This window comes from Streptomyces sp. NBC_01077, assembly GCF_045162855.1.
GTDB lineage: Bacteria > Actinomycetota > Actinomycetes > Streptomycetales > Streptomycetaceae > Streptomyces.
Genome location: NZ_CP108669.1, coordinates 7,064,441 through 7,087,616, shown reverse-complemented (window position 1 = coordinate 7,087,616; position 23,176 = coordinate 7,064,441). Strand labels below are relative to the sequence as shown.

Genomic DNA, 23,176 nt, shown 5'->3' with positions numbered 1-23,176 from the left:
CAGGCCCTTCAGTAACTCGGCAGGCTGCGCGGCCCGAGGTCGGTGCGGGGCGGCGGCGGGGCCAGTCGGACGGTGGCGCCGAGCACGGAGAGCCCGCGCGCTGCCACGACCACCGGCTCCAGGGAGACGGCGACCACTTCGGGGTGGTCGTCGACCAGCCGGGAGACCCGGAGCAGGACCTCTTCCAGGGCCGGGGTGTCGACGGGGGCGGAGCCGCGCCAGCCGAAGAGCAGCGGGGCGGTGCGGAGGGAACGGACGAGTTCGGCGACGTCACGGTCGGTGGCCGGAACGAGCCGGTGGGCCGTGTCGCCGAGCAGCTCGGACGCGGCGCCCGCGAGCCCGAAGGAGAGGACGGCGCCGACGGCCGGGTCGATGGCGGAGCGGACGACGGTGTCGACGCCCCGGGGCACCATCGCCTGGACGACCGGCTGGAGCTCCTCGGGCTTGCCGAGGACCTCGGTCAGCTCGGCGTAGGCCGTACGGAGCTGCTCCTCGGACGCCAGGTCGAGCCGTACGCCACCGAGGTCGGGGCGGTGGCGGAGGTGGGGCGCGGTCGTCTTCAGGGCGACCGGGTAGCCGAGCCGGCCGGCGGCCGCGACGGCGGCGTCGGGGGTGGGCGCGGCCAGGGTCGGCAGGACGGCGATGCCGTACCGCGCGAGCAGCTCCCCGGCCTGTGCGGTGTCGAGGGTCACACCGCGCGGGTCGGCGTCGCCGCCGAGCACCCGCTCGATGAGAGCGGCGGCCCCGGCCTCGTCGATGTCCTCGTACTCGGGCACCCGCCCGGGTTCGGCGGCCTGTCGCCGCCACTGCCCGTACCGCACGGCCTCGGCGAGGGCCCGTACGGCCCGCTCGGCGGCGGGGTAGGCGGGGATGGTGGCGGGCGGGACGACGACGGGCACGGATGCGGGGTCGCCGTCGGCAGCGGGGGCCGCGGTCGGGGCAGAGGTCGAAGCCGGGGTCGAGGCCGGGGTCCTGGTCGCCCCGGAGACAGCGGATACAGCGGAGACGCCGGGAGCGCTTGGGCCACCGGGGCCGCTCGGGCCGCCGGGGGGCGAACCGGCCGGTCCCGGCGGTACGGCGACCGCGCGGGGGGCACCGGAGGCGAGCGGACCGCGGGCGGACGCGGCGGGGCCGCCCCGTCCCGGCGTCGCCGGTCGCGTGCTCGTGGCGACCGCGAGCGCCTCCGCGAGGCCGCCCATCTCGACGTGGACGACGACGACCGGCTTCATCGGGGCGGGGGCGGAGGCGACGGCCTCGCGGAGAGAGGCCGCGAGGACCTCGCCGTCGCCGAACTCGGTGGCGCCGTTCTCGCCGACCCACGGAATCGCGTTCACGACGACCGCGTCGGAGGTCTCGTCCGCGAGCGCCGCCGCGAGGGCGTCCCGGAAGTCCGCCGGGTCCGCCGCCGTCGTGAGGTCGAGCGGCCGCAGCGGCCGCAGTCCCTCGGTCAGGCAGGCGTCGTACGTGAGGAGGCCGAGCGACTCGGAGTTGCCGAGGATCGCGACCCGGGGTCCGGCGGGCAGCGGCTGGGCGGCGAGCAGCAGTCCGGCGTCCACGAGTTCGGTGACGGTGTCGACGCGGATGACGCCGGCCTGGCGGAGCAGCGCGGAGACCGTGGCGTGCGGGATCCGGGTGACGGGCACGCGGTGGCCGGGCGGGGCGCTGCCGCTGTGCCGGGCGCCCTTGACGACGACGACCGGCTTGACGGCGGCGGTGCGACGGGCGAGCCGGGTGAACTTCCGGGGGTTGCCGATCGACTCCAGGTAGAGGAGGACGACATCCGTCCCGGGGTCGTCGTACCAGTGCTGGAGGAAGTCGTTGCCGGAGACGTCTGCGCGGTTGCCGGCCGAGATGAAGGAGGACAGCCCGGCGCCCCGCCGGTGCAGCCCGGCGAGGAGGGCGATGCCGATCGCCCCGGACTGGGTGAAGAGCCCGATCCGTCCGGCGGCCGGCATCTGCGGGGCGAGGGAGGCGTTGAGCCTGACGTCGGGGGTGGTGTTGATGATGCCGAAGGCGTTGGGGCCGATGATCCGCATGCCGTACGAGCGGGCCTGCCGTACGAGTTGACGCTGCCGCTCGCGGCCGGCGGCCCCGCTCTCGGCGTATCCGGCGGAGAGGACGACGAGGCCCTGGACGCCGTGTGCGCCGCAGTCGGCGACGACTTCCGGCACCCGTTCGGCGGGGACGGCGACGATCGCGAGGTCGACGGGTTCGCCGATGGCGGCGACCGAGGGGTGGGCGGGGACGCCGTCGAACTCGACGGGGTCGTCGCCGTTCCCGGCGAGCGCCGCGTTGACCGCGTACACGCGTCCGGTGAAGCCGGCCCCGAGGAGGTTGCGGAGGACGGTCCGGCCGACGCCGCCGGGTGCGCGCCCGGCCCCGACGACGGCGACGGACCGGGGGGTGAGGAGGCGTTGTACGGAGCGGGCCTCGGCCCGCTGCTCCCGTGCGCGCTGGACGGCGAGGGAGCGGTCGGTGGGTTCGAGGTCGAGGTGGAGCCGTACGGAGCCGTCCTCGAAGCTGCGCTTCTGGGTGTAGCCCGCGTCGGTGAAGACCTTGATCATCTTGGTGTTGGCGGGGAGGACCTCGGCGGCGAAGCGCCGGATGTCCCGCTCGCGCGCGACCGCCGCGATGTGTTCGAGCAGGGCGGAGGCGACTCCGCGTCCCTGGTGGGCGTCCTGGACGAGGAAGGCGACCTCGGCCTCGTCGGCCGGGGCGGAGGCGGGCAGGCCGCGGTCGTTGATGCGGTCGTACCGCACGGTGGCGATGAACTCGCCGCCCACGGTCGCCGCGAGCCCGACCCGGTCCACGAAGTCGTGGTGGGTGAAGCGGTGCACGTCCTTGGCGGAGAGCCGCGGGTAGGGGGCGAAGAAGCGGTAGTACTTCGACTCGTCCGAGACCTGCTCGTAGAAGCTGACGAGGCGGTCGGCGTCGTCGGCGATGATGGGCCGGATGCGTGCGGTGCCGCCGTCGCGGAGCACCACGTCCGCTTCCCAGTGGTCGGGGTAGTCGTGGTCCGGCGACCGGCCGGGCGACCGGTCCGGCGACTCCGGACGCGCCGGTGGTGCCGGTTGGTCCGCCGCTTCCGACTGCTCCGACGCGCTCTCCATGGGGCCAGCCTACGGCCGCGGCACAGTGGCGGCACCGGTCGCGACACGGCGGTGACACCGCTCGCGCGGCGGGTGTGCGCCGTGCAAGGTAGGGAGCACGCCGGGCACGGCGAGGGAGGGCCGAAAGGCGGTCCGATCCGGGCCGAAGGTCGGCACGAGCACGGAGCATCCCGTGAGAGACTGGTCTAGACAACCCCTTAAAACTTGAAGGGCAACACCATGGCTGAGCGCCGCGTCAACGTCGGCTGGGCCGAGGGCCTGCACGCCCGCCCCGCGTCCATCTTCGTCCGTGCCGCCACGGCTTCCGGCGTTCCGGTGACGATCGCCAAGTCCGACGGCTCCCCCGTGAACGCCGCCTCCATGCTCGCGGTGCTCGGCCTGGGCGCGCAGGGCGGCGAGGAGATCGTCCTCGCTTCGGAGGCCGACGGCGCCGAGGCCGCTCTGGACCGTCTGGCGAAGCTGGTCGCCGAGGGTCTCGACGAGCTCCCCGAGACCGTCTGATCCGGGTCACCCCACCCCGTACGACGAAAGGCCGTGCCTGCCGGAATTCCGGCGATCACGGCCTTTCGCTTTCCACCGCCCCGATTTTCGAGCAGCACAAAACATGGGCGTCGAATTCCTATTCCATGTATACGATGCGCGCGTTAATTCCGGGCACTCGCCGTGTTGACTGCATGTTGCGAAACCCTCACACGGCCGCGCTCCGGCCTTTTGAGTCGGTGCAGCGACTGCGAGCGCTCCGCGTGCAGCGCGGTCAGCGCCCGCGCCCGCTCGGCATCACCGCGCGCCACGGCGTCCACGATCGCGCCGTGCTCGGCCCAGGCCTCCGCCGGCCGTTCGGGCTGATCGACCGCGTACATCCAGGCGATCTTGTGCCGCAGCTGGGTCAGGAGCGCCGTCAGGGCCGGGCTGCCGGAGGCCTGTGCGAGCGTCTCGTGGAACCAGCCGCCGAGTGAGCGCAGATCCTCGCCCTGGCCACGCCTGGCCCGCTCCTGGCCCAGCCTGACGAGGCCGCGCAGCACCTTGAGATGGGCCTCCGTGCGCCGCTGGGCCGCGCGGGCGGCCCCCAGCGGTTCGAGCAGCGCCCGCATGTCGAGCAGATCCGCCGCCTCCTGCTCGGTGGGCTCGGCGACATGCGCGCCGGCGTGGCGGCGGGTGACGACGAAGCCCTCGGACTCCAGGGTGCGCAGGGCCTCGCGGACCGGGACGCGGGAGACCCCGTACCGCCGGGCGAGCTGTTCCTCCGTCAGCCGGCTGCCCCGCTCGAAGACGCCGGAGACGATGTCGTCCCGGATCGCCGTGCATACCGAGTGCGCGGGAATGCGCATGTCCGACCTCCGCCTTGGTCTGCGCGAGTCAATTCGAGCGGCGCCTGTTCTGCGCCCGATCTGCGACTCTATTGCAGCGCGCCGGAATTTCCGATGCCCCAGCGGAATGTGAATGTCCTGCGGCCGACGAAAAGCCCCGGCTCAGTACGAGCCGGGGCTTTTGCGATGCGGGTGCGGCGGGATCGCCGACGGTGCGCGAGTGCGTTCCGGGTCAGACGTTGACGCCGCGGGCGCGCAGGTACGAGACCGGGTTGATGTCGGAGCCGTACTCGGAGGTCGTACGCGCCTCGAAGTGGAGGTGCGGGCCGGTCGAGTTGCCGGTCGAGCCCGAGATGCCTATCCGCTCGCCCGGCTCGACGCCCTGGCCGACGTAGACGCCGATGGAGGAGAGGTGACCGTACTGGGTGTACGTGCCGTCGTTCATCCGGATGACGATGTTGTTGCCGTACGCGCCGCCCCAGCCGGCCTCGACGACGGTGCCGGAGCCGACGGAGACGACGCTGCTGCCGTAGGCGGCGTGGAAGTCGATGCCGGAGTGGCTGCCGGAGGACCAGAGCGAGCCGCCGGTCTTGTAGCCGGTGGACACGTACGTGCCCTCGACGGGCAGCTGGAAGGAGTTCAGGCGGCGGCGCTCGGCCTCACGGGCGGCGCGCTGCTCGGCCTCGCGGATCTCCTTGGCGCGGGCCTCGGCCTTGCGCTTCGCCTCGGCCTTGGCCTTCGCCTTGGCGGCGACCTCGAAGGCCTCCTGCTCCTGGGCGGCGGCCTGGGCGTCGATCCGGTCGGCGAGGGAGTCCTCGGTGATCACCTGGGTGAGGCCGGTGTCCTCGACGGAGCGGGGCTCCGCGTCGGCGGCGAGCGCCGGGGAGGCGAGGGTTCCGATGACGCCGGTGGTGGCGAGCGTCGCTACGCCGGCGATGCCCACGCTGCGGCGCGCCATCCGGCTCGGACCACGATGCTTCCCGGTGGCACGGGTGAACGCCATGTAGGGGCTGATCCTTTCCTTCCTTCTCGCCTACCGGGTTAGCTGACGGGTTCGGAGCAGGAAGGTCTCCTACGAGCCCCTCCGTACGAGACGAAGGCGCCCGATTCACCCCAGGGACTACGTGTGGGTCCCCGGCTCCCCAGGCTCGCGCCTGACGGGGACTCGGCGATGACTGTCCGATGCCGCGGCTGCGGCACGTGCAACTGACGAACAGCCGCACCGACGCTATGCGGATCGTCTTTCAATCACCAACCGGACACGCCTTTTGTAAGACATGCCACAGGGCATACGACCACCCTTGACCTCAATACGGACAAAGGGGAGGACCCCGACGAACGATGCCGTCGGGGCCCTCTTCTGCCGTGCCGGCGGCCTGAATCAGCCGGTCACGACGGTCACTTCACCGATGCCGAGCGCGCGCACCGGCTCCGCGATCTGCGCCGCGTCGCCCACGAGCACGGTGACGAGCCGGTCCACCGGGAAGGCGCTGACCACGGCCGCGGTCGCCTCGACCGTGCCGGTGTCGGCCAGCCGCGCGTACAACTGGGCCTGGTAGTCGTCCGGGAGGTGCTGCTCGACCTGGTCGGCGAGCGTCCCGGCGACGGAGGCCGCCGTCTCGTACTTGAGCGGCGCGACCCCCACCAGGTTCTGCACGGCCGTCTCGCGCTCGGCGTCCGTGAGGCCCTCCGCGGCCAGCGTCCGCAGCACCTTCCACAGGTCGTCAAGAGCCGGGCCGGTGTTGGGCGTGTCGATGGAACCGCTGATGGCGAGCATCGAGGCGCCGTTCCCCCGGCCGTCCGAGCGGAGCACCTGCCCGAAGGCCCGCACGCCGTACGTGTAGCCCTTCTCCTCGCGCAGGACCCGGTCGAGCCGCGAGGTGAGGGTGCCACCGAGGCAGTACGTGCCCAGGACCTGGGCCGGCCAGACGCTGTCGTGCCGGTCGGAGCCGACCCGGCCGATCAGCAACTGGGTCTGGACGGCGCCGGGACGGTCCACGATGACGACCCGTCCGGTGTCGTCGGCGGTGATCGGCGGCATCGGGAGCGGCTCGGCCGGCTCGCCGGTCCAGGCGCCCAGGGTCTCGGCGAGGACCTTGTCCAGGTCGACGCCGGTGAGGTCTCCGACGACCACGGCGGTGGCCGTGGCGGGCCGGACGTACGCCTCGTAGAAGGCGCGGACCGCGGCGGCGTCGATCGCCCCGACGGTCTCCTCGGTGCCCTGGCGCGGCCGGGACATCCGGGCCTCGGCCGGGAAGAGCTCCTTGGAGAGCTGCTTGGCGGCGCGGCGGGCCGGGTTGGCCGTCTCGTGCGGGATCTCGTCGAGACGGTTGCGCACCAGCCGCTCGACCTCGGTCTCGAGGAACGCCGGGGCGATCAGGGCCTCGGAGACGAGACCGAGCGCCTTGGGCAGCCGGGAGACGGGAACCTCCAGGGAGACCCGTACGCCCGGGTGGTCGGCGTGCGCGTCGAGCGTGGCGCCGCAGCGCTCCAGCTCGGCCGCGAACTCCTCGGCGGTGTGCTGGTCCGTGCCCTCGGAGAGCGCGCGGGCCATGATGGTGGCGACACCGTCGAGACCCGCGGGCTCGGCGTCCAGCGGGGCCGGCAGGAAGATCTCCACGGCCACGACCTGCTGGCCGGGGCGGTGACTGGTCAGCAGCGTCAGGCCGTTGTCCCGGATGCTTCGGTCCGGAGCCGGGAAGGCCCAGGGCCTGGCGACACCGGGCGTCGGCTGCGGGTGGAAGTCCATGCTCGTCAAAGACGCGGCAGCGTCGGTCACTGGTCCGCTCCCTCTTCGTCGTCGCTGTCGCTCTGTTCGGTCGCCAGGGGCTCGTAGACCAGCACCGCGCGGTTGTCGGGGCGCAGCGTGGCCGCGGCGACCTCCCGCACCTCGTCGGCGGTGATCGCCAGGACCCGGTCGACGGCCGTCAGCGCGAGCTGCGGGTCGCCGAACAGCACGGCGAACCGGCACAGTTCGTCGGCGCGGCCCGCGACGGTGCCGAGCCGGTCGAGCCACTCGCGCTCCAACTGGGCCTGCGCGCGCTCCATCTCCTCGGGCGTGGGGCCCTCGGCGGCGAACCGGGCGAGCTCCTCGTCGACGGCCGCCTCGATCTGCGGGACCTCGACGCCACCGGAGGTCTTGACGTCCAGCCAGCCGAGCGAGGGCGCGCCGGCGAGCCGCAGCAGGCCGAAGCCGGCGGCGACGGCCGTACGGTCCCGGCGCACCAGGCGGTTGTGCAGCCGGGAGGACTCGCCACCGCCGAGGACGGTCAGGGCCAGGTCGGCGGCGTCGCACGCGCGCGTGCCGTCGTGCGGCAGCCGGTAGGCGGCCATCAGCGCGCGGGCCGGGACCTCCTCCTCGACGACCTCACGCAGCTGCTCGCCGATGACCTCGGGCAGATCGCCGGGGCGCGGTGCGGGCTTGCCGTCGTGGCCGGGGATCGAACCGAAGTACTTCTCGACCCAGGCGAGGGTCTGCTCCGGGTCGATGTCGCCGACGACCGAAAGCACCGCGTTGTTCGGGGCGTAGTACGTGCGGAAGAAGTTCCGCGCGTCCTCCAGGGTGGCCGCGTCCAGGTCGGCCATGGAGCCGATCGGCGTGTGGTGGTACGGGTGGCCCTCCGGGTAGGCGAGGGCGGTCAGCTTCTCGAAGGCCGTGCCGTACGGCACGTTGTCGTAGCGCTGGCGGCGCTCGTTCTTGACGACGTCCCGCTGGTTCTCCATGGACTCGTCGTCCAGGGCGGCGAGCAGCGAGCCCATGCGGTCGGCCTCCAGCCAGAGCGCGAGCTCCAGCTGGTGCGTGGGCATGGTCTCGAAGTAGTTGGTGCGCTCGAAGCTCGTCGTGCCGTTGAGCGAACCGCCGGCCCCCTGCACGAGCTCGAAGTGCCCGTTCCCGTGGACCTGCTTCGAGCCCTGGAACATCAGGTGCTCGAAGAGGTGGGCGAGGCCCGTGCGGCCCGGGACCTCGTGACGCGAGCCGACGTCGTACCAGAGGCAGACCGCGGCGACCGGGGTCAGGTGATCCTCCGAGAGCACCACACGCAGGCCGTTCGCCAACCGGTGCTCGGTCGCTGTCAGGCCGCCGGAGCCGGCCTCGGCCGTGGCCGTGTGACCCATGGGCATGTACGTCCCTTCGATCGCGATATGAAAAAGTCCTGCCACTGTATGCAAGCGCGCCGACACCTGGCGAAGTTCCCGCCCCTCGGAGATGTCCCTCTTCCGGGTCGCGGTCGGCGTTGTCGGTGGCACGGTCCACAATGGTCCGCGTCAGATCAACCTTGTTGGTGAAGGAGCCGCAGCCGCGATGGCCCGCCGCAGCACGAAGACACCGCCGCCGGACGACACGTTCGAGGAGCGAATCCTCGACATCGACGTCGTCGACGAGATGCAGGGCTCCTTCCTCGAGTACGCGTACTCGGTGATCTACTCGCGTGCCCTTCCGGACGCCCGCGACGGCATGAAGCCCGTCCAGCGCCGCATCGTCTACCAGATGGGCGAGATGGGGCTGCGCCCCGACCGCGGCTTCGTCAAGTGCGCCCGTGTCGTGGGCGAGGTGATGGGCAAGCTCCACCCGCACGGCGACGCGTCGATCTACGACGCGATGGTCCGCATGGCGCAGCCGTTCTCCATGCGCCTGCCCCTGGTCGACGGCCACGGCAACTTCGGTTCCCTGGGCAACGACGACCCGCCGGCCGCCATGCGGTACACCGAGTCGAGGATGGCCCCGGCCGCCCTGCTCATGACCGAGTCCATCGACGAGGACACGGTCGACTTCTCGCCGAACTACGACGGCCAGGAGCAGGAGCCGGTGGCGCTGCCCGCCGCCTACCCGAACCTGCTGGTCAACGGCGCGTCGGGCATCGCGGTCGGCATGGCGACCAACATGCCCCCGCACAACCTCGGCGAGGTCATCGCGGCCGCCCGCCACCTGATCCGCCACCCGGCCGCCGACCTCGAGACGCTGATGCGTTTCGTGCCCGGCCCCGACCTGCCGACCGGCGGCCGGATCGTCGGCCTCTCCGGCATCAAGGACGCGTACGAGTCGGGCCGCGGCTCCTTCAAGATCCGCGCCACGACGAGCGTCGAGACGGTGACGGCGCGCCGCAAGGGCATCGTCGTGACGGAGCTGCCGTTCACGGTCGGCCCCGAGAAGGTCATCTCCAAGATCAAGGACCTGGTCGGTTCCAAGAAGCTCCAGGGCATCGCGGACGTCAAGGACCTCACCGACCGCAACCACGGGCTGCGCCTGGTCATCGAGATCAAGAACGGCTTCGTGCCGGAGGCGGTCCTGGAGCAGCTCTACAAGCTGACGCCGATGGAGGAGTCCTTCGGCATCAACAACGTGGCGCTGGTCGACGGCCAGCCGCTGACGCTCGGCCTCAAGGAGCTCCTGGAGGTCTACCTCGACCACCGTTTCGAGGTCGTCCGGCGCCGCTCCGAGTTCCGCCGCACCAAGAAGCGCGACCGGCTCCACCTGGTGGAGGGCCTGCTCGTCGCCCTGCTCGACATCGACGAGGTCATCCGGCTGATCCGGGAGAGCGAGAACTCGGCGCAGGCCAAGGAGCGGCTGATCGAGCGCTTCTCGCTGAGCGAGATCCAGACGCAGTACATCCTGGACACCCCGCTGCGCCGCCTCACCAAGTTCGACCGGATCGAGCTGGAGACCGAGCAGGACCGGCTCAACGGCGAGATCGACGAGCTGACCGGGATCCTGGACTCCGACGCGGAGCTGCGCAAGCTGGTCTCGGCGGAACTGGCCGGAGTCGCCAAGAAGTTCGCCACGGACCGGCGTACGGTCCTGCTGGAGTCGGCGGGCTCGCCCGTCGCGGCCGTCTCCCTGGAGGTCGCGGACGACCCGTGCCGCGTGCTGCTCTCCTCCACCGGGCTGCTCGCCCGTACGGCGACGGCGGAGCTGCCCCCGCTCGACCCGGAGGCGACCCGCGTCAAGCACGACGTGATCCTGTCGGCGGTGGCCGCCACCCAGCGCGGTGACATCGGCGCGGTGACCTCGGACGGCCGGCTGCTTCGGATCGCGGTGATCGACCTGCCGCAGCTCCCGGACACCGCGAGCGCCCCGAACCTGGCGGGCGGCGCGCCGCTGTCCGAGTTCCTGTCCCTGGAGGCGGACGAGACCGTCGTCTGCCTCACCACGCTCGACGAGGCCTCGCCCGGGCTCGCGCTCGGCACGCTCCAGGGCGTGGTGAAGCGCGTGGTCCCGGACTATCCGGCGAACAAGGACGAGCTGGAGGTCATCACCCTCAAGGACGGCGACCGGATCGTCGGCGCGACCGAGCTGCGGACGGGCGAGGAGGACCTGGTCTTCATCACCTCCGACGCCCAGCTCCTGCGCTACCCGGCCTCGCAGGTACGGCCCCAGGGCCGCCCGGCCGGCGGCATGGCGGGCGTCAAGCTGGCGGACGGCGCCGAGGTGATCTCGTTCACGGCGGTCGACCCGGCGGCGGACGCCGTCGTCTTCACCGTCGCGGGCTCCACGGGCACGCTCGACTCCTCGGCGGCCACGTCGGCGAAGCTGACGCCCTTCGACCAGTACCCGCGCAAGGGCCGCGCGACCGGCGGCGTCCGCTGCCAGCGCTTCCTGAAGGGCGAGGACGTCCTGATCCTGGCCTGGGCGGGCACCACCCCGGCCCGCGCCGCCCAGAAGACCGGCACCCCGGTGGAACTGCCGGACATGGACCCCCGCCGGGACGGCTCGGGCACCCCGCTCCCCCACCCGGTGGACGTGGTGGCGAGCCCCGCGAGCTAGCCGGAACCCCGGAGGCGTCCTACGGCGCCTCCGGCTCCTCCTCCGTCTGCTGCACGTACCGCAGGACGCCCCACATGCTGTGCTCGTCGGGGGCGTCCTGCGGCCCGTTCCGCTCGCACTCCGCGAGCTCCTTGCGCAGGGCTCCGGCGTCGACTCCGGAGCCGATCAGGACGAGCTGGGTGAGCCGCTCCTCGCCCTCGGGCCACCGCTCGGGGTAGAAGCGCAGAAATCGGCCCACCGCGTGCACGGCGTAGCGGTTGTCCGGGTCGGCGGCGCCGAAGTCGACGAAGCCCTTGATCCGGTAGAGGCCCTCGGGCCGCGCGTCGAGGAAGGCCATCAGCCGGCGCGGGTGGAGCGGGGTGGCAGCGCTCAGGGAGACCGTCTCGTACGCGGCGTGGACGTGGGCCCGCGGGTCGTCCTCGCCGTCCTCCCCGTACAGGATGTCCTCGATGGACATCTGCCCCTCGATCTCCCCCTCGGGGACCACCCGGTCGAAGAGCAGCTCCGGATCGATCCGCCCGTGCGTGGCGTCGACGACCACGGCCTTCCCGGCCAGCCCGCCCACCGTCTCGTGGACGGCGCGCAGCTCGGTGCCCGAGACCCGGTCGGTCTTGTTGACGACCACGAGATCGGCGATCGGCAGGTGCCGGTCGGTCTCGGGGTGACGCTCCCGGGTGGCGGAGAACTCGGCCGCGTCGACGACCTGGACCAGCCCGCCGTACACGATCCGCTCGTTCTCGCTGGCGAGGACCATGCGGACCAGTTCCTGCGGCTCGGCGAGGCCGCTCGCCTCGATCACGATCACGTCGAGCCGCGACTCGGGGCGGGTCAGGACCTCCAGGTACTCGTCGAGCTCGCTCGCGTCGACGGCGCAGCACAGGCAGCCGTTGCCGAGGGAGACGGTGGAGCCGACCTGCCCGGCGACGCTCATCGCGTCGATGCCGATGTCGCCGAAGTCGTTGACCATGACGCCGATACGGGTGCCCCGGGCGCTGCGCAGCAGGTGGTTGAGGAGCGTGGTCTTCCCGGCCCCGAGGAACCCGGCCAGGACGACGACGGGGATCTGCTGCGTGGTCAAGGGACGTGCCTCCGGTTCCTTCGGGTCCCACGGCTGTGGGACCCCCAGAATAGGTACCGGCACGGGTGCCCGCGCCGTCGCCATTTCCGGTCCCGGGCCGTGGCCCTTTACCGTTTCCGGCATGAGCCCCGCACAGACCAGCCCTCCGCGCCCCCGCGCGCGCCGTCGGCGGTTCGGGTGGCCGCAGCGGGTGTTCTCGCAGGTCCTGCTGATGCAGCTGGCCATCGCGACCGGTGTGACCGTCCTCGCCACCGGGCTCTTCCTCGCCCCGCTCAGCGCCCAGCTCGACGACCAGGCCATGCGGCGCGCCCTGGCCATCGCCGGAACCACCGCGTCACCCCGGCTGGCCGCGGATCTCACCGGTACGGAGCCGTCCGCGCGGGGCCCGGTGCAGACGGAGGCCGAGCGGATCCGGACCTCCACGGGCGCCGAGTACGTCGTGGTCATGGACACGCGCGGGGTGCGCTGGTCGCACACCGACCCCGCCCAGATCGGCAGGCGCGTCTCCACCGATCCGAGCGACGTCCTCGCCGGGCACGAGGTGATGGAGATCGACAGCGGCACCCTGGGCCGCTCGGCGCGCGGCAAGATGCCGCTGCGGGACGCGGACGGGCGGATCGTCGGCGCGGTCTCGGTCGGCATCGAGTACGACAGCGTCCGTGACCGGCTCCTCGCCGCGATCCCGGGCCTCCTCGCCTATGCGGGCGGAGCACTCGCGGCCGGCGCCCTGGCGGCCTATCTGATCTCCCGGCGTCTGCAGCGGCAGACCCACGACCTGGCCTTCTCCGACATCTCCGCGCTGCTCGCCGAACGCGAGGCCATGCTGCACGGCATCCGCGAGGGGGTCGTGGCCCTGGACCGCAACGGCTCCGTACGGCTCCTGAACGACGAGGCGCAGCGGCTCCTCGGCCTCGGCCCGGAGGCGGCGGGCAGGCCGCTCGACGAGGTCCTCGGCCGGGGCCGTACCGCCGATGTCCTCGCGGGCCGGGTGACGGGCGAGGACCTGCTCACCGTCCGGGGGCACCGGGTCCTCATCGCCAACCGCATGCCGACGGACGACGGCGGCGCCGTGGCGACCCTCCGTGACCGCACCGAGCTGGAGCGGCTCGGGCGCGAGCTGGACTCCACCCGGGGCCTGATCGACGCCCTGCGCGCCCAGGACCACGAGCACGCCAACCGGATGCACACCCTTCTGGGGCTCCTGGAGCTGGAGATGCACGAGGAGGCGGTCGAGTTCGTCACCGAGGCGGTCGGCGTGCACCGGGCCACCGCCGAGCAGGTCACGGAGAAGGTCCACGACCCGCTGCTCGCGGCGCTCCTGGTCGGCAAGGCGACCGTCGCCGCCGAGCGGGCCGTCTCGCTGCGGCTCGCCCCCGACTCGCTCCTCCCTGACCGGCTCGTCGACCCGCGCGAGCTGGTCACCGTCGTCGGCAACCTCGTCGACAACGCCCTGGACGCCGTCGCCGGCACTCCCGGCGCCCGGATCGACGTCTCCTTCCGCGCCGACGGGCGTACGGTCGTGCTGCGGGTCACGGACAGCGGCCCGGGGGTACCCCAGGAGCGCCGCGAGCTGATCTTCACCGAGGGCTGGTCGACGAAGGCGCTTCCGTCGCACGGAAAGCGCGGCCTCGGTCTCGCCCTGGTACGCCGGCTCGCCGAGCGCCGGGGCGGATCCGCCCGCGTGACCGACGGGCCCGACGGGGGCGCCGAGTTCACGGTCGTCCTCCCTGACGCCCTGGCGGAGCAGGAACCCGAACCGGACGTGGCTGTCCGGGAACCTGTTCCGCAACCCGTCGAGGAGACCCGATGATCGACGTCCTCGTCGTCGACGACGACGTGCTGGTCGCGCGGATCAACGCCGCCTACGTGGCCAAGGTGCCCGGCTTCCGCGTCGCCGCCGTCGCCCACTCGACCGCCGAGGCACTCGCCGCCCTGGACGAGCAGCCGGTGGATCTGATCCTCCTGGACCACTACCTGCCGGACGGGAACGGGCTCGCGGCCGTACGCGAGCTCCGGGCGCGCGGCCACCAGTGCGATGTGATCATGGTGACGGCGGCCCGGGACGTGGCCACCGTGCAGGCGGCGATGCGGCACGGCGCCCTCCAGTACCTGGTCAAGCCGTTCAACTTCGCCGGGCTGCGCGCCAAGCTGGAGGCGTACGCGACACTCCGGGAAACACTGGAGAGCGGCGGCGAGGCGGAGCAGGCCGAGGTGGACCGGATCTTCGGGGTCCTGTCGGCGGGCTCCGTCGCCCCCGACCTGCCCAAGGGGCACTCCCCCACGACGGCCGAACTGGTCCGGCAGGTGCTGCTCGCCGCCGGTGGGCCGCTGTCCGCCCAGGAGATCGCCGAGCGGGCCGGCGTCAGCCGGCAGACCGCCCAGCGCTACCTCAAACTCCTCGAACGCACCGGCCGGGTCCGTCTCTCGCTCCGGTACGGCGAGACGGGCCGCCCCGAACACCGCTACGCCTGGGCGACCTCCCCGTCCACCGGCTGAGGCCGGTCGGACGGCTGACGCCCTTCGGACGGCTCAGGGCTTCGGACGGTTCAGGCCCTTCGGACGGCTCAGGCCCGCCCGTGAACGGCTCAGGCCCGCCCGTGAACGGCTCAGGCCCGCCCGTGAACGGCTCAGGTCCGCCCGTGGACGGCGTCTGCTCCGGTCAGACGGCTCCCGCGCCGGTCAGCGCCCGGACCTCGGTCTCGGCGTGTCGTGCCTCGTCGGGCGGCTCGGTCGAGGTGGCTGTTCCGATCCAGCCGGCGAGGAAGCCGAGCGGGATGGAGACCACTCCCGGGTTCTGCAGCGGGAAGAGGTGGAAGTCGACGCCGGGGAAGAGCGATTCGGGACTGCCGGAGACCACCGGCGAGACAAGGACGAGCAGCACCGCCGGGATCAGGCCGCCGTACACCGACCAGACCGCGCCCCGGGTGGTGAACTTCCGCCAGAACAGCGAGTAGAGCAGCACCGGCAGATTGGCGGAGGCGGCGACCGCGAAGGCCAGACCGACGAGGAAGGCCACGTTGAGGTCGCGGGCGAGCAGGCCCAGGCCGATGGCGGCCGCGCCGATCCCCGCGGCGGCGATCCGCGCCACGGTCACCTCGCTGTACTGCTTCGCATGCCGGCGGCGCAGCGAGCTGTACAGGTCGTGGGCGACGGAGGCCGAGGAAGCGAGGGTGATCCCCGCGACGACGGCAAGGATGGTCGCGAAGGCGACGGCCGCGACGATCGCGAAGAGCACGGTGCCGCCGGTGGAGCCCGCGCCGCCGCCGAGGTCGAGGGCGAGCAGCGGTACGGCGGTGTTCCCGGACGCGTTGGAGGCGCGGACCTCGGCGGGACCGATCAGCGCGGCCGCGCCGAAGCCCAGCACGATGGTCATCAGGTAGAAGCTGCCGATGAGCCCGATGGACCAGACGACGGAGCGGCGGGCGGCCCGGGCGGTCGGCACGGTGTAGAAGCGCGACAGGATGTGGGGCAGCCCCGCCGTGCCCAGGACCAGGGCGATTCCGAGACTGATGAAGTCGAGCCGGGCGGTCCAGTCCCCGCCGTATCTCAGGCCTGGGGCGAGGAAGTCCAGGCCGTGGCCGCTGCGTTCGGCCGCGGTGGAGAGCAGGCTGTTCACATCGCCGTGGAAGCGGAGCAGGACGAGAACGGTGAGCGCGATCGTGCCCGCCATGAGCAGGACCGCCTTGACGATCTGGATCCAGGTGGTGGCCCGCATGCCGCCGAGCGACACATAGATCACCATCAGCGCGCCGACGCCGACCACGGTCCATGAGCGGGCCGCCTCGCTGGTGCCACCGAGCAGCAGGGCGACCAGGCTTCCGGCGCCCACCATCTGGGCCACGAGGTACAGCACGGAGACGGCCACCGAGGACGTTCCGGCGGCGATCCGCACCGGGCGCTCGGCCATCCGCGCGGCGACGACGTCGGCCAGGGTGAACCGCCCGCAGTTGCGGACCAGTTCGGCCACGAGCAGCAGGACGACCAGCCAGGCGACGAGGAATCCGACGGAGTACAGCATGCCGTCGTAGCCGTAGAGGGCGATCAGCCCGGAGATGCCGAGGAAGGAGGCCGCGGACATGTAGTCGCCGGCGATGGCGAAACCGTTCTCCATGGGCGAGAAGAGCCTGCCCCCGGCGTAGAACTCCTCGGCCGAACCGTGCCGGTTGCGGCTCACCCAGGTGGTGATCCCCAGGGTGACGGCGATGAAGACGCTGAACAGCACGAGCGCCAGGGTCTGGTGGGCTCCGGTCACGGTCGCGCCACCCCTCGGGTCATCTCCTGTGTGTCCCAGCGCAGTTCGAGCGCGGCCCGGTCCCTGCGCAGCCGCGCGTGGCGCGCGTACGCCCAGGCCAGCAGGAAGGTGGTGAGGAACTGCCCGAGCCCCGCGACCATCGCCACGTTCACCACTCCGGCGACCGGCCTGGCCATGAGGCCGGGTGCGGCGGTCGCCGCCACGACATAGGCGAGGTACCAGAGGAGGAACGCGAGGGCGGCCGGGAAGGCGAACCGACGGTAGCGGCTGCGGACCTCCTGGAAGGCGGGGCTCCGCTGCACTTCCAGATAGATCTCCGCCGCACTGTGGACCCGCTGTCGCGGCACCGCGTCGGGGCGACCGTCGCCGGGAGCCCCGGCCCCCGTCCGCTCGTCCCGGCCGGAGGCCGTCGCGTCGTACCAGGGGTCGTCGAAGGGCACCGCCGAAGCGTCGAGCCCCTCTTGCTTGTCCACCTGCTCCACCGGCCAACTCTCCTTGTCAAGCGAACCGTTTCGGCCGCCTGCCCAAGGATGGACAGAGCGGGAAGATCCCGGACTCTTCTCCTCCCGCTGTTCACTCCATCAGGTGACTCTCCGCCCGGGCGCCCTGACCAGACCGTGCTGATATGCGTACCGCACGGCCTGTGCCCGGTCGCGCACCCCCGTCTTGGCGAAGAGATTGTTGATATGGGTCTTCACCGTGGCCGTGGAGATCCGCAGCCGCCCGGCGATCTCCTGGTTGGAGAGCCCGTCGGCGACGAGCACGAGCACCTCCGTCTCCCGCTCCGTGAGCCCGTCGGCCTCCGGGGCCGCGGGCCCGGCGGTGGCACCCACGTCCGCCGGGTGCGGTCCAGGCCCATCCGACGGCCCCGCCCGCTCGGGCCCCTCCCCCCGCTCCAACAGCTGCTCCAGCAACCTCCGCTGCACCGTGGGGGAAAGCCCCGCCCGCCCATCGGTGACGTCCCTCAGGGCCCGTACGATCTCCTCCCCGCCCGCGTCCTTGGTCAGGTACCCCCGCGCTCCGGCCTGCAGCGCGGGGAACAGCGACTCGTCGTCGGCGTACGTGGTGAGCACCACGATCTCCGTCCCGGGATACCGCTCGCGGATCCGCCGGGTGGCCTCGACGCCGTCGCAGCGGGGCATCCGCAGATCCATCAGGACCACGTCGGGCTCGAGTTCGGCGGTCAGGGCGACCGCCTCCTCTCCGTCCCGGGCCGCCCCCACGACCTCGACCCCGGGAAGCAGCCCGAGCAGCATCACGATGCCCTCCCGCACGACGGCCTGATCGTCGGCGACCACCACCCGCACCACCCGAGCCTTCTCAGGAGCACCGGGGCTCCCGTCCGCGGAGGGCCCCTCAGGCACACCGGAATCCCGGGTGGGCAGATCCCCCTGGCCGCGGTCGGCGCTCTCCGGGGCGCTCATGCCGGCACTCGCAGCCGCACCGCGAACCCCTGCCCCACGGGCCCTGCGTCGAGGCTGCCGCCCAGCAGTTCGGCGCGCTCCCTCATGCCACGCAGCCCGTATCCGGAGCCTGAGGAGCCGAGCTCGTACCCGTCGAGACCGTCCTCGGCCGTCGGAGGTGGCCCGGAGTCCCGTATCTCCAGGGAGATCTGGTCCTGCTCGTAGGCGAGCCGGATCCGTGTCCGGGCTCCCGGGGCGTGCTTGCGGACATTGGTGAGAGCCTCCTGTGCCACTCGTCGTACCGCCTGGGACGCTTCTGCGGGCAGGGCGCGGCGCTCGCCGGTGACGTCGACCTGGGCGCGGTCCTCCCGTGCCAGGTCCCGCAGGTAGTCCTCGACGGGCACCATGTCACCGCGCAGCGCCGACAGCGCGTGACGCGTCTCGGCGAGGCCCTCCTTGGCCATGGAGCGGGCCGAGGTCACGAGCTTGAGGATCTCCGCAGGCTCCGCTCCCGACTCGATCTGGAGCCGTGCGACCTCAAGATGCACCATCTGCGCGGAGAGGCTGTGCGCGAGCACGTCATGTATCTCGCGGGCGATCCTGGCCCGCTCGGCGAGCGCCCCCGAAGCGGCCTCGGCCTCCCGGGCGAGACGCTCCTGGGCGAGCAGCTGGAACCCCGCACCCCGGGCCTGGGCGTCCAGCCGGAGCGAGTAACCCGCGAGGAGCACGGCCGCCGTGGTGACGCCCGCTCCGAGCATCCCGGTCTCGTCGGCCTCCACGAAGCCGGCGACGAGTACCGCCACGGTGGCCAGGCCGACCGGGAGCGGCAGCCGCTCCATCGCCATGACCGAGACGACTATCCACATCACGGTCGCCGACGTCGGGGCGTCGGCCGCGTAGGCCCCGAGACCACAGAGTGCTATCACCGCCAGGAGCCCCAGCGAGGCCGGCAGCCGATGGCCCAAAGTTGTGTGGTGGTACCCCAGGGCCGCCATCACACAGAGTCCGAACCCGATCGGAGGCACGGGCGCGAACCAGCCGCCGAAGGCCCCCGAGGTGTAGCAGCCGCTCAGCACCCAGACGCTCAGGCCCGCGATCAAGCAGTAGTCGAGGACCATGCGCCCCCGCGGCACTCCCAGGCGGGTGAGCGCCTCGCGTGACGGCCAGGCGCTCCAGGAGCCCCCCAGCGCCTCGCCGGTCCTCATGCGCGCTCGGTCGCGCTTCTCCTCCATGCCCGTCCCCCTCCGACATCTTCATGTTACGGAGAGTCGCCGGAGGTGTGATCGGCCCGTGGGTGGAGCGTCCTGCTCCACCCACGGGTGGAACGCCTCAGGCGTCGATGCGCGAGCGGTCGAGGGTCGCCGCGGAGCCGGTGATGAACTCCTTGCGGGGCGCCACGTCGTTGCCCATGAGGAGGTCGAAGACCTGCTCCGCCGCGTCCAGGTCGCCGATGTTGATCCGGCGCAGGGTGCGGTGCCGCGGGTCCATCGTGGTCTCCGCGAGCTGGTCGGCGTCCATCTCGCCCAGGCCCTTGTAGCGCTGGATGGCGTCCTTGTAGCGGACCCCCTTGCGCTGGTACTCCAGCAGGGTCTGGCGCAGCTCGTTGTCCGAGTACGTGTAGACGTACTTGTCCTGGCCCTTCTTGGGCTGGACGAGCTCGATCCGGTGCAGCGGGGGCACGGCGGCGAAGACCCGCCCGGCCTCGACCATCGGCCGCATGTAGCGCTGGAAGAGCGTCAGCAGCAGACAGCGGATGTGGGCCCCGTCGACGTCGGCGTCGACCAGCAGGACGATCTTCCCGTAGCGGGCCGCGTCGATGTCGAAAGTGCGGCCCGAGCCCGCTCCTATGACCTGGATGATCGCCCCGCACTCGGCGTTCTTCAGCATGTCCGAGACGGACGACTTCTGAACGTTGAGGATCTTGCCGCGGATCGGCAGCAGGGCCTGGAACTCGCTGTTGCGGGCGAGCTTGGCCGTACCGAGGGCCGAGTCCCCCTCGACGATGAAGAGCTCGCTGCGCTCCACGTCGTCGCTGCGGCAGTCGGCCAGCTTGGCCGGAAGCGAGGAGGACTCGAGCGCGGTCTTCCTGCGCTGCGCATCCTTGTGCTGGCGGGCCGCGATCCGGGTACGTGCGGCGGCGACGGCCTTCTCCAGGACGGCGCGGGCCTGCGCCTTGGCGTCCCGCTTGGTGGAGGTGAGGAACGCCTTGAGCTCCTTGGCCACCACGTTCGCCACGATCCGGCGGGCCGCGGACGTACCGAGGACCTCCTTCGTCTGCCCCTCGAACTGCGGCTCGGCGAGGCGAACGGTCACGACGGCCGTGAGCCCCTCCAGGGCGTCGTCCTTGACGATGTCGTCCTCGGCGACGCGCAGCATCTTCGCCGAGCGCAGCACCTCGTTCACCGTCTTGGTGACGGCCTGGTCGAAGCCCGAGACGTGGGTGCCGCCCTTGGGGGTGGCGATGATGTTGACGAAGGACTTGACCGTGCTGTCGTAGCCGGTGCCCCAGCGCAGGGCGACGTCGACGGCGAGCTCACGGGTGACCTCGGTCGGGGTCATGTGGCCGCGCTCGTCGAGGACCGGCACGGTCTCCTTGAAGGTGCCCATGCCGGTGAGGCGCTGGATGTCGCAGACGGCCTTGTCCTGCGCGAGGTACTCGCAGAACTCGCTGATGCCTCCGTCGAAGCGGAAGGTCTCCTCGCTCTTGCCGATTCCGGCCAGGTCCCGCTCGTCGCGGACGACGATGGTGAGGCCGGGCACGAGGAAGGCGGTCTGGCGGGCACGCTGGTGCAGCGTCTCCAGGGAGAGCTTGGCGTCCTTGAGGAAGATCTGCCGGTCCGCCCAGTAGCGCACGCGCGTGCCGGTGCGGGTCTTGGGAACGCGCTTGCCCTTGCGGAGGCCGTTGCCCGGATCGAAGGGGCTGTCGGGGCCCTGCTCGGTGAAGATGCCCGGGACACCCCGGCGGAAGCTGATCGTGTGCGTGGCGCTGTTCCGGTCGACCTCGACGTCGAGGCGGGCCGACAGGGCGTTGACCACGGAGGCGCCGACGCCGTGCAGGCCGCCGGAGGCGGCGTACGACCCGCCGCCGAACTTTCCGCCGGCGTGCAGCTTGGTCATGACGACCTCGACTCCGGAGAGTCCGGTCTTCGGTTCGACGTCGACCGGGATGCCTCGGCCGTTGTCCTGGACCTCGACGGATCCGTCGTCGTGGAGGATGACCTCGATGTGGTCGCAGTAGCCCCCGAGGGCCTCGTCGACCGAGTTGTCGATGATCTCCCAGATGCAGTGCATCAGGCCGCGACTGTCGGTCGACCCGATGTACATACCGGGGCGCTTGCGGACCGCTTCGAGCCCTTCGAGTACGAGCAGGTGCCGCGCGGTGTAGTTGGAAGCGTCACGGTCTGCGGTCAGCAGCGCACTGGACGGCACGGACGTTTCGGCGGTCACGCGGTTCGCTCCTCGCTGAATTTGAAATCTGGCCCGATGGGGTAAGGCCCGGCGTCGGTCATCGGTCAGAGGGTACCGATGCCTGGTAGAGCCGTTGTCACGCCACCCTCCCCGATTCCTCATGCTAGTCCAGCCTCGCATGGATGTTCGATCCCTCAATGGGGTGACGCGAACATCACGTTCCCTTCCAGGCATGAACCATTTAGGCTCCGGGCACGTCCTCATGAACAACCGGCAACCACGCCGGGAGGACTGACCGACACAAGCAACGCGAAATCCGTAGAGCGACGCAATACGGCTCATTCGCCGCCAACCGGCAGCAGACAGCCACCGAGAAGAAGTTTCAAGGAAAAGCCGCGAGCGGGAACGTTTTCGGCCTGGTTGGATGTTGACCCTGGTACGACAGCTCGTCGAGCTAGAGAAGAGGCGACGTGACTACTGTTCTGACCCCCGCGAGCCCCCTGACGGCCGCTGACCGTTGCGACCGCTGCGGCGCCCAGGCCTACCTGCGTGTCGTCCTGACCAGCGGAGGTGACTTGCTCTTCTGCGCCCACCACGGACGTAAGTTCGAGCCGGAACTCAAGAAGATCGCCGTTGAGATACAGGATGAGACGGACCGCCTGACGGACGTGCCGGCCCGCACGATGGGCGACGAGCACTGACGCCTCGCATCCACGACGAGCCCAGATCCGGCCACTGACCGGACGGCGGGCGGCCACCCCCGCATCCCAAGGGGGGTGGCCGCCCGTTCTCGTATCCCGCGCATCCGGGACCCGATCACATCCCCGGGACCCGATCTGAGGGTCTGATTCGAGGACCTGATCAGAGGACCCGATCAGAAGCGCGCCGGAAGCACCGCCGAGACGCGGGTGTACACCCCCGGGTTCTCAGCCTGCCCACAGCCGCTGCCCCAGGACACCAGGCCTACCAGCAGCCCCTTCGCCACGAGCGGGCCTCCACTGTCCCCCTGGCACGCGTCCTTGCCGCCCTGCGGGTCGCCCGCGCACAGCATCGTGTCGCCCCGGTACGGGACGCCGAATCCGCCCGGGTACGCGCGCTCGCACGCGCTGTCCGGCAGCACCTGGACCCGTGCCGTCCGCAGCGTGGAGGCATAGGTCCCGTTGCCGGTCGTGTCGCCCCAGCCGTAGACCTCCGCCTCCGTACCGGGCGTGTACGCCGCGTCTCCCGCACGGGCGACGCCGATCACGGACGACTGCGGCAGCGCGCTCACCAGCGTCAGTACCGCGAGATCGCCCGAGTTCGTCGTCGGGTCGTAGTCGGGATTGACCCAGGTGTCCGAGATCCGCACCTCCTGCCCGCCCTGCCCGCTCAGCGCGGCACGGCCCGCGATGACCACGAAGTCGCGCACCTCCCACGGTTCGCCGCCGAGCACCTCGCGGCCCAGGCAGTGGGCGGCCGTGAGCACCTTGGTCGGCGCCACGAGTACGCCCCCGCAGAACTGCCCCGCGCGCGTACCCCCGAACCGGTCACGGCTGGACAGCGCCACGACCCACGGCGCGTCCGTGATCTGGGCCTGCCGGCCGCCCACCACGACGCTGTCGGCGGCCACGGGTGCGGCGGTGGCCAGCTGCCCCGCCGCTGCTGCGATCAGGCCCAGAGCACCCGTCAATGCTCGGGTGAGGGAACCACGCATGGAGCCTCCTGACTCTCCGGTGATGTCGGTTCACCCAGCGTCCAGCACGTGACGGCGCCGTGCACCCGCGCACAGCCGGAGGGCCCGGCTCCCCCTCGGGGAACCGGGCCCTTCCGCGTACCGCTCCTGCCTCGGGTCCGTGGCGCGCACGGACCTGTCGAG

17 protein-coding genes and 1 riboswitch are annotated in these 23,176 nt (G+C 71.8%); of the genes, 5 read left to right on the top strand and 12 right to left on the bottom strand.

The features are described 5' to 3' along the window. Window positions 1–8: 8 nt before the first annotated feature. The gene (locus tag OG462_RS32125) at window positions 9–3,110 is read right to left on the bottom strand and encodes a GNAT family N-acetyltransferase (protein ID WP_406062976.1); all 3,102 of its coding nucleotides are present in this window, start codon (window positions 3,108–3,110) and stop codon (window positions 9–11) included. A 219-nt stretch (window positions 3,111–3,329) separates the two neighbouring features. Between OG462_RS32125 and OG462_RS32120 the strand changes: the two genes are divergently transcribed. Continuing rightward, window positions 3,330–3,611: an HPr family phosphocarrier protein gene (locus OG462_RS32120; RefSeq protein WP_406062974.1), complete on the top strand. Its 282-nt coding sequence runs from the start codon at window positions 3,330–3,332 to the stop codon at window positions 3,609–3,611. A gap of 143 nt (window positions 3,612–3,754) precedes the next feature. Here OG462_RS32120 and OG462_RS32115 read toward each other — a convergent pair whose 3' ends face one another. The 4 genes from OG462_RS32115 to OG462_RS32100 all read right to left on the bottom strand — a co-directional run bounded on the left by OG462_RS32115 (window position 3,755) and on the right by OG462_RS32100 (window position 8,539). Next, window positions 3,755–4,438 carry a GntR family transcriptional regulator gene (locus OG462_RS32115; RefSeq protein WP_406062972.1) on the bottom strand — a complete coding sequence of 228 codons (684 nt, stop codon included), beginning with the start codon at window positions 4,436–4,438 and terminating at the stop codon, window positions 3,755–3,757. A gap of 211 nt (window positions 4,439–4,649) precedes the next feature. Then, complete coding sequence (locus OG462_RS32110; protein ID WP_406062969.1) at window positions 4,650–5,420, bottom strand: M23 family metallopeptidase; 771 nt, start codon at window positions 5,418–5,420, stop codon at window positions 4,650–4,652. A gap of 12 nt (window positions 5,421–5,432) precedes the next feature. After that, a riboswitch (cyclic di-AMP (ydaO/yuaA leader) is annotated at window positions 5,433–5,598 on the bottom strand. A 200-nt stretch (window positions 5,599–5,798) separates the two neighbouring features. Further along, a complete protein-coding gene (locus OG462_RS32105) occupies window positions 5,799–7,166 on the bottom strand; it encodes a M16 family metallopeptidase (RefSeq protein ID WP_406066811.1) in 1,368 nt (455 codons plus the stop codon). A 26-nt stretch (window positions 7,167–7,192) separates the two neighbouring features. Then, window positions 7,193–8,539 carry a M16 family metallopeptidase gene (locus OG462_RS32100; RefSeq protein ID WP_406062967.1) on the bottom strand — a complete coding sequence of 449 codons (1,347 nt, stop codon included), beginning with the start codon at window positions 8,537–8,539 and terminating at the stop codon, window positions 7,193–7,195. Between the two features lie 181 nt (window positions 8,540–8,720). Between OG462_RS32100 and OG462_RS32095 the strand changes: the two genes are divergently transcribed. Continuing rightward, window positions 8,721–11,180, top strand: a complete 2,460-nt coding sequence (locus OG462_RS32095; RefSeq protein ID WP_406062966.1) for a DNA topoisomerase (ATP-hydrolyzing) subunit A — start codon at window positions 8,721–8,723, stop codon at window positions 11,178–11,180. Window positions 11,181–11,199: 19 nt separating this feature from the next. On the opposite strand, the gene OG462_RS32090 is transcribed toward OG462_RS32095, so the two are convergent. After that, window positions 11,200–12,258: a CobW family GTP-binding protein gene (locus tag OG462_RS32090; protein ID WP_406062964.1), complete on the bottom strand. Its 1,059-nt coding sequence runs from the start codon at window positions 12,256–12,258 to the stop codon at window positions 11,200–11,202. Window positions 12,259–12,379: 121 nt separating this feature from the next. Here OG462_RS32090 and OG462_RS32085 point away from each other — a divergent pair, with 121 nt between their 5' ends. Then, a complete protein-coding gene (locus tag OG462_RS32085; protein ID WP_406062962.1) occupies window positions 12,380–14,068 on the top strand; it encodes an ATP-binding protein in 1,689 nt (562 codons plus the stop codon). After that, window positions 14,065–14,754, top strand: a complete 690-nt coding sequence (locus OG462_RS32080) for a response regulator (protein ID WP_406062960.1) — start codon at window positions 14,065–14,067, stop codon at window positions 14,752–14,754. The genes OG462_RS32085 and OG462_RS32080 overlap by 4 nt, the downstream gene beginning before the upstream one ends. Before the next feature lie 163 nt (window positions 14,755–14,917). Here OG462_RS32080 and OG462_RS32075 read toward each other — a convergent pair whose 3' ends face one another. The 5 genes from OG462_RS32075 to OG462_RS32055 all read right to left on the bottom strand — a co-directional run bounded on the left by OG462_RS32075 (window position 14,918) and on the right by OG462_RS32055 (window position 21,360). Further along, on the bottom strand, window positions 14,918–16,510 hold the full coding sequence (locus OG462_RS32075; RefSeq protein ID WP_406062957.1) for a cation acetate symporter: 1,593 nt from the start codon (window positions 16,508–16,510) through the stop codon (window positions 14,918–14,920). Next, on the bottom strand, window positions 16,507–16,992 hold the full coding sequence (locus OG462_RS32070) for a DUF485 domain-containing protein (protein ID WP_406062955.1): 486 nt from the start codon (window positions 16,990–16,992) through the stop codon (window positions 16,507–16,509). The genes OG462_RS32075 and OG462_RS32070 overlap by 4 nt, the downstream gene beginning before the upstream one ends. 99 nt (window positions 16,993–17,091) lie before the next feature. Then, window positions 17,092–17,766 (bottom strand): response regulator, encoded by a 675-nt coding sequence (locus OG462_RS32065; protein ID WP_406066810.1) that lies wholly within the window; start codon window positions 17,764–17,766, stop codon window positions 17,092–17,094. A 164-nt stretch (window positions 17,767–17,930) separates the two neighbouring features. Beyond that, complete coding sequence (locus OG462_RS32060) at window positions 17,931–19,145, bottom strand: sensor histidine kinase (RefSeq protein WP_406062953.1); 1,215 nt, start codon at window positions 19,143–19,145, stop codon at window positions 17,931–17,933. Window positions 19,146–19,242: 97 nt separating this feature from the next. After that, window positions 19,243–21,360 (bottom strand): type IIA DNA topoisomerase subunit B, encoded by a 2,118-nt coding sequence (locus OG462_RS32055; RefSeq protein ID WP_406062951.1) that lies wholly within the window; start codon window positions 21,358–21,360, stop codon window positions 19,243–19,245. Between the two features lie 431 nt (window positions 21,361–21,791). Between OG462_RS32055 and OG462_RS32050 the strand changes: the two genes are divergently transcribed. Continuing rightward, on the top strand, window positions 21,792–22,022 hold the full coding sequence (locus OG462_RS32050) for a hypothetical protein (RefSeq protein WP_406062949.1): 231 nt from the start codon (window positions 21,792–21,794) through the stop codon (window positions 22,020–22,022). 173 nt (window positions 22,023–22,195) lie between these two features. Here the strand turns inward: OG462_RS32050 and OG462_RS32045 are convergent, their stop codons facing one another. Continuing rightward, window positions 22,196–23,014, bottom strand: a complete 819-nt coding sequence (locus tag OG462_RS32045) for a serine protease (RefSeq protein WP_406062947.1) — start codon at window positions 23,012–23,014, stop codon at window positions 22,196–22,198. Window positions 23,015–23,176: the final 162 nt, after the last annotated feature.

Bases quoted from the DNA above. Each gene is read 5' to 3' on its own strand.
- OG462_RS32125 (WP_406062976.1), bottom strand. From the start codon at position 3,110: ATGGAGAGCGCGTCGGAGCAGTCGGAAGCGGCGGACCAACCGGCACCA.
- OG462_RS32120 (WP_406062974.1), top strand. From the start codon at position 3,330: ATGGCTGAGCGCCGCGTCAACGTCGGCTGGGCCGAGGGCCTGCACGCC.
- OG462_RS32115 (WP_406062972.1), bottom strand. From the start codon at position 4,438: ATGCGCATTCCCGCGCACTCGGTATGCACGGCGATCCGGGACGACATC.
- OG462_RS32110 (WP_406062969.1), bottom strand. From the start codon at position 5,420: ATGGCGTTCACCCGTGCCACCGGGAAGCATCGTGGTCCGAGCCGGATG.
- OG462_RS32105 (WP_406066811.1), bottom strand. From the start codon at position 7,166: ATGGACTTCCACCCGCAGCCGACGCCCGGTGTCGCCAGGCCCTGGGCC.
- OG462_RS32100 (WP_406062967.1), bottom strand. From the start codon at position 8,539: ATGCCCATGGGTCACACGGCCACGGCCGAGGCCGGCTCCGGCGGCCTG.
- OG462_RS32095 (WP_406062966.1), top strand. From the start codon at position 8,721: ATGGCCCGCCGCAGCACGAAGACACCGCCGCCGGACGACACGTTCGAG.
- OG462_RS32085 (WP_406062962.1), top strand. From the start codon at position 12,380: ATGAGCCCCGCACAGACCAGCCCTCCGCGCCCCCGCGCGCGCCGTCGG.
- OG462_RS32080 (WP_406062960.1), top strand. From the start codon at position 14,065: ATGATCGACGTCCTCGTCGTCGACGACGACGTGCTGGTCGCGCGGATC.
- OG462_RS32065 (WP_406066810.1), bottom strand. From the start codon at position 17,766: ATGCTGCTCGGGCTGCTTCCCGGGGTCGAGGTCGTGGGGGCGGCCCGG.
- OG462_RS32060 (WP_406062953.1), bottom strand. From the start codon at position 19,145: ATGGAGGAGAAGCGCGACCGAGCGCGCATGAGGACCGGCGAGGCGCTG.
- OG462_RS32045 (WP_406062947.1), bottom strand. From the start codon at position 23,014: ATGCGTGGTTCCCTCACCCGAGCATTGACGGGTGCTCTGGGCCTGATC.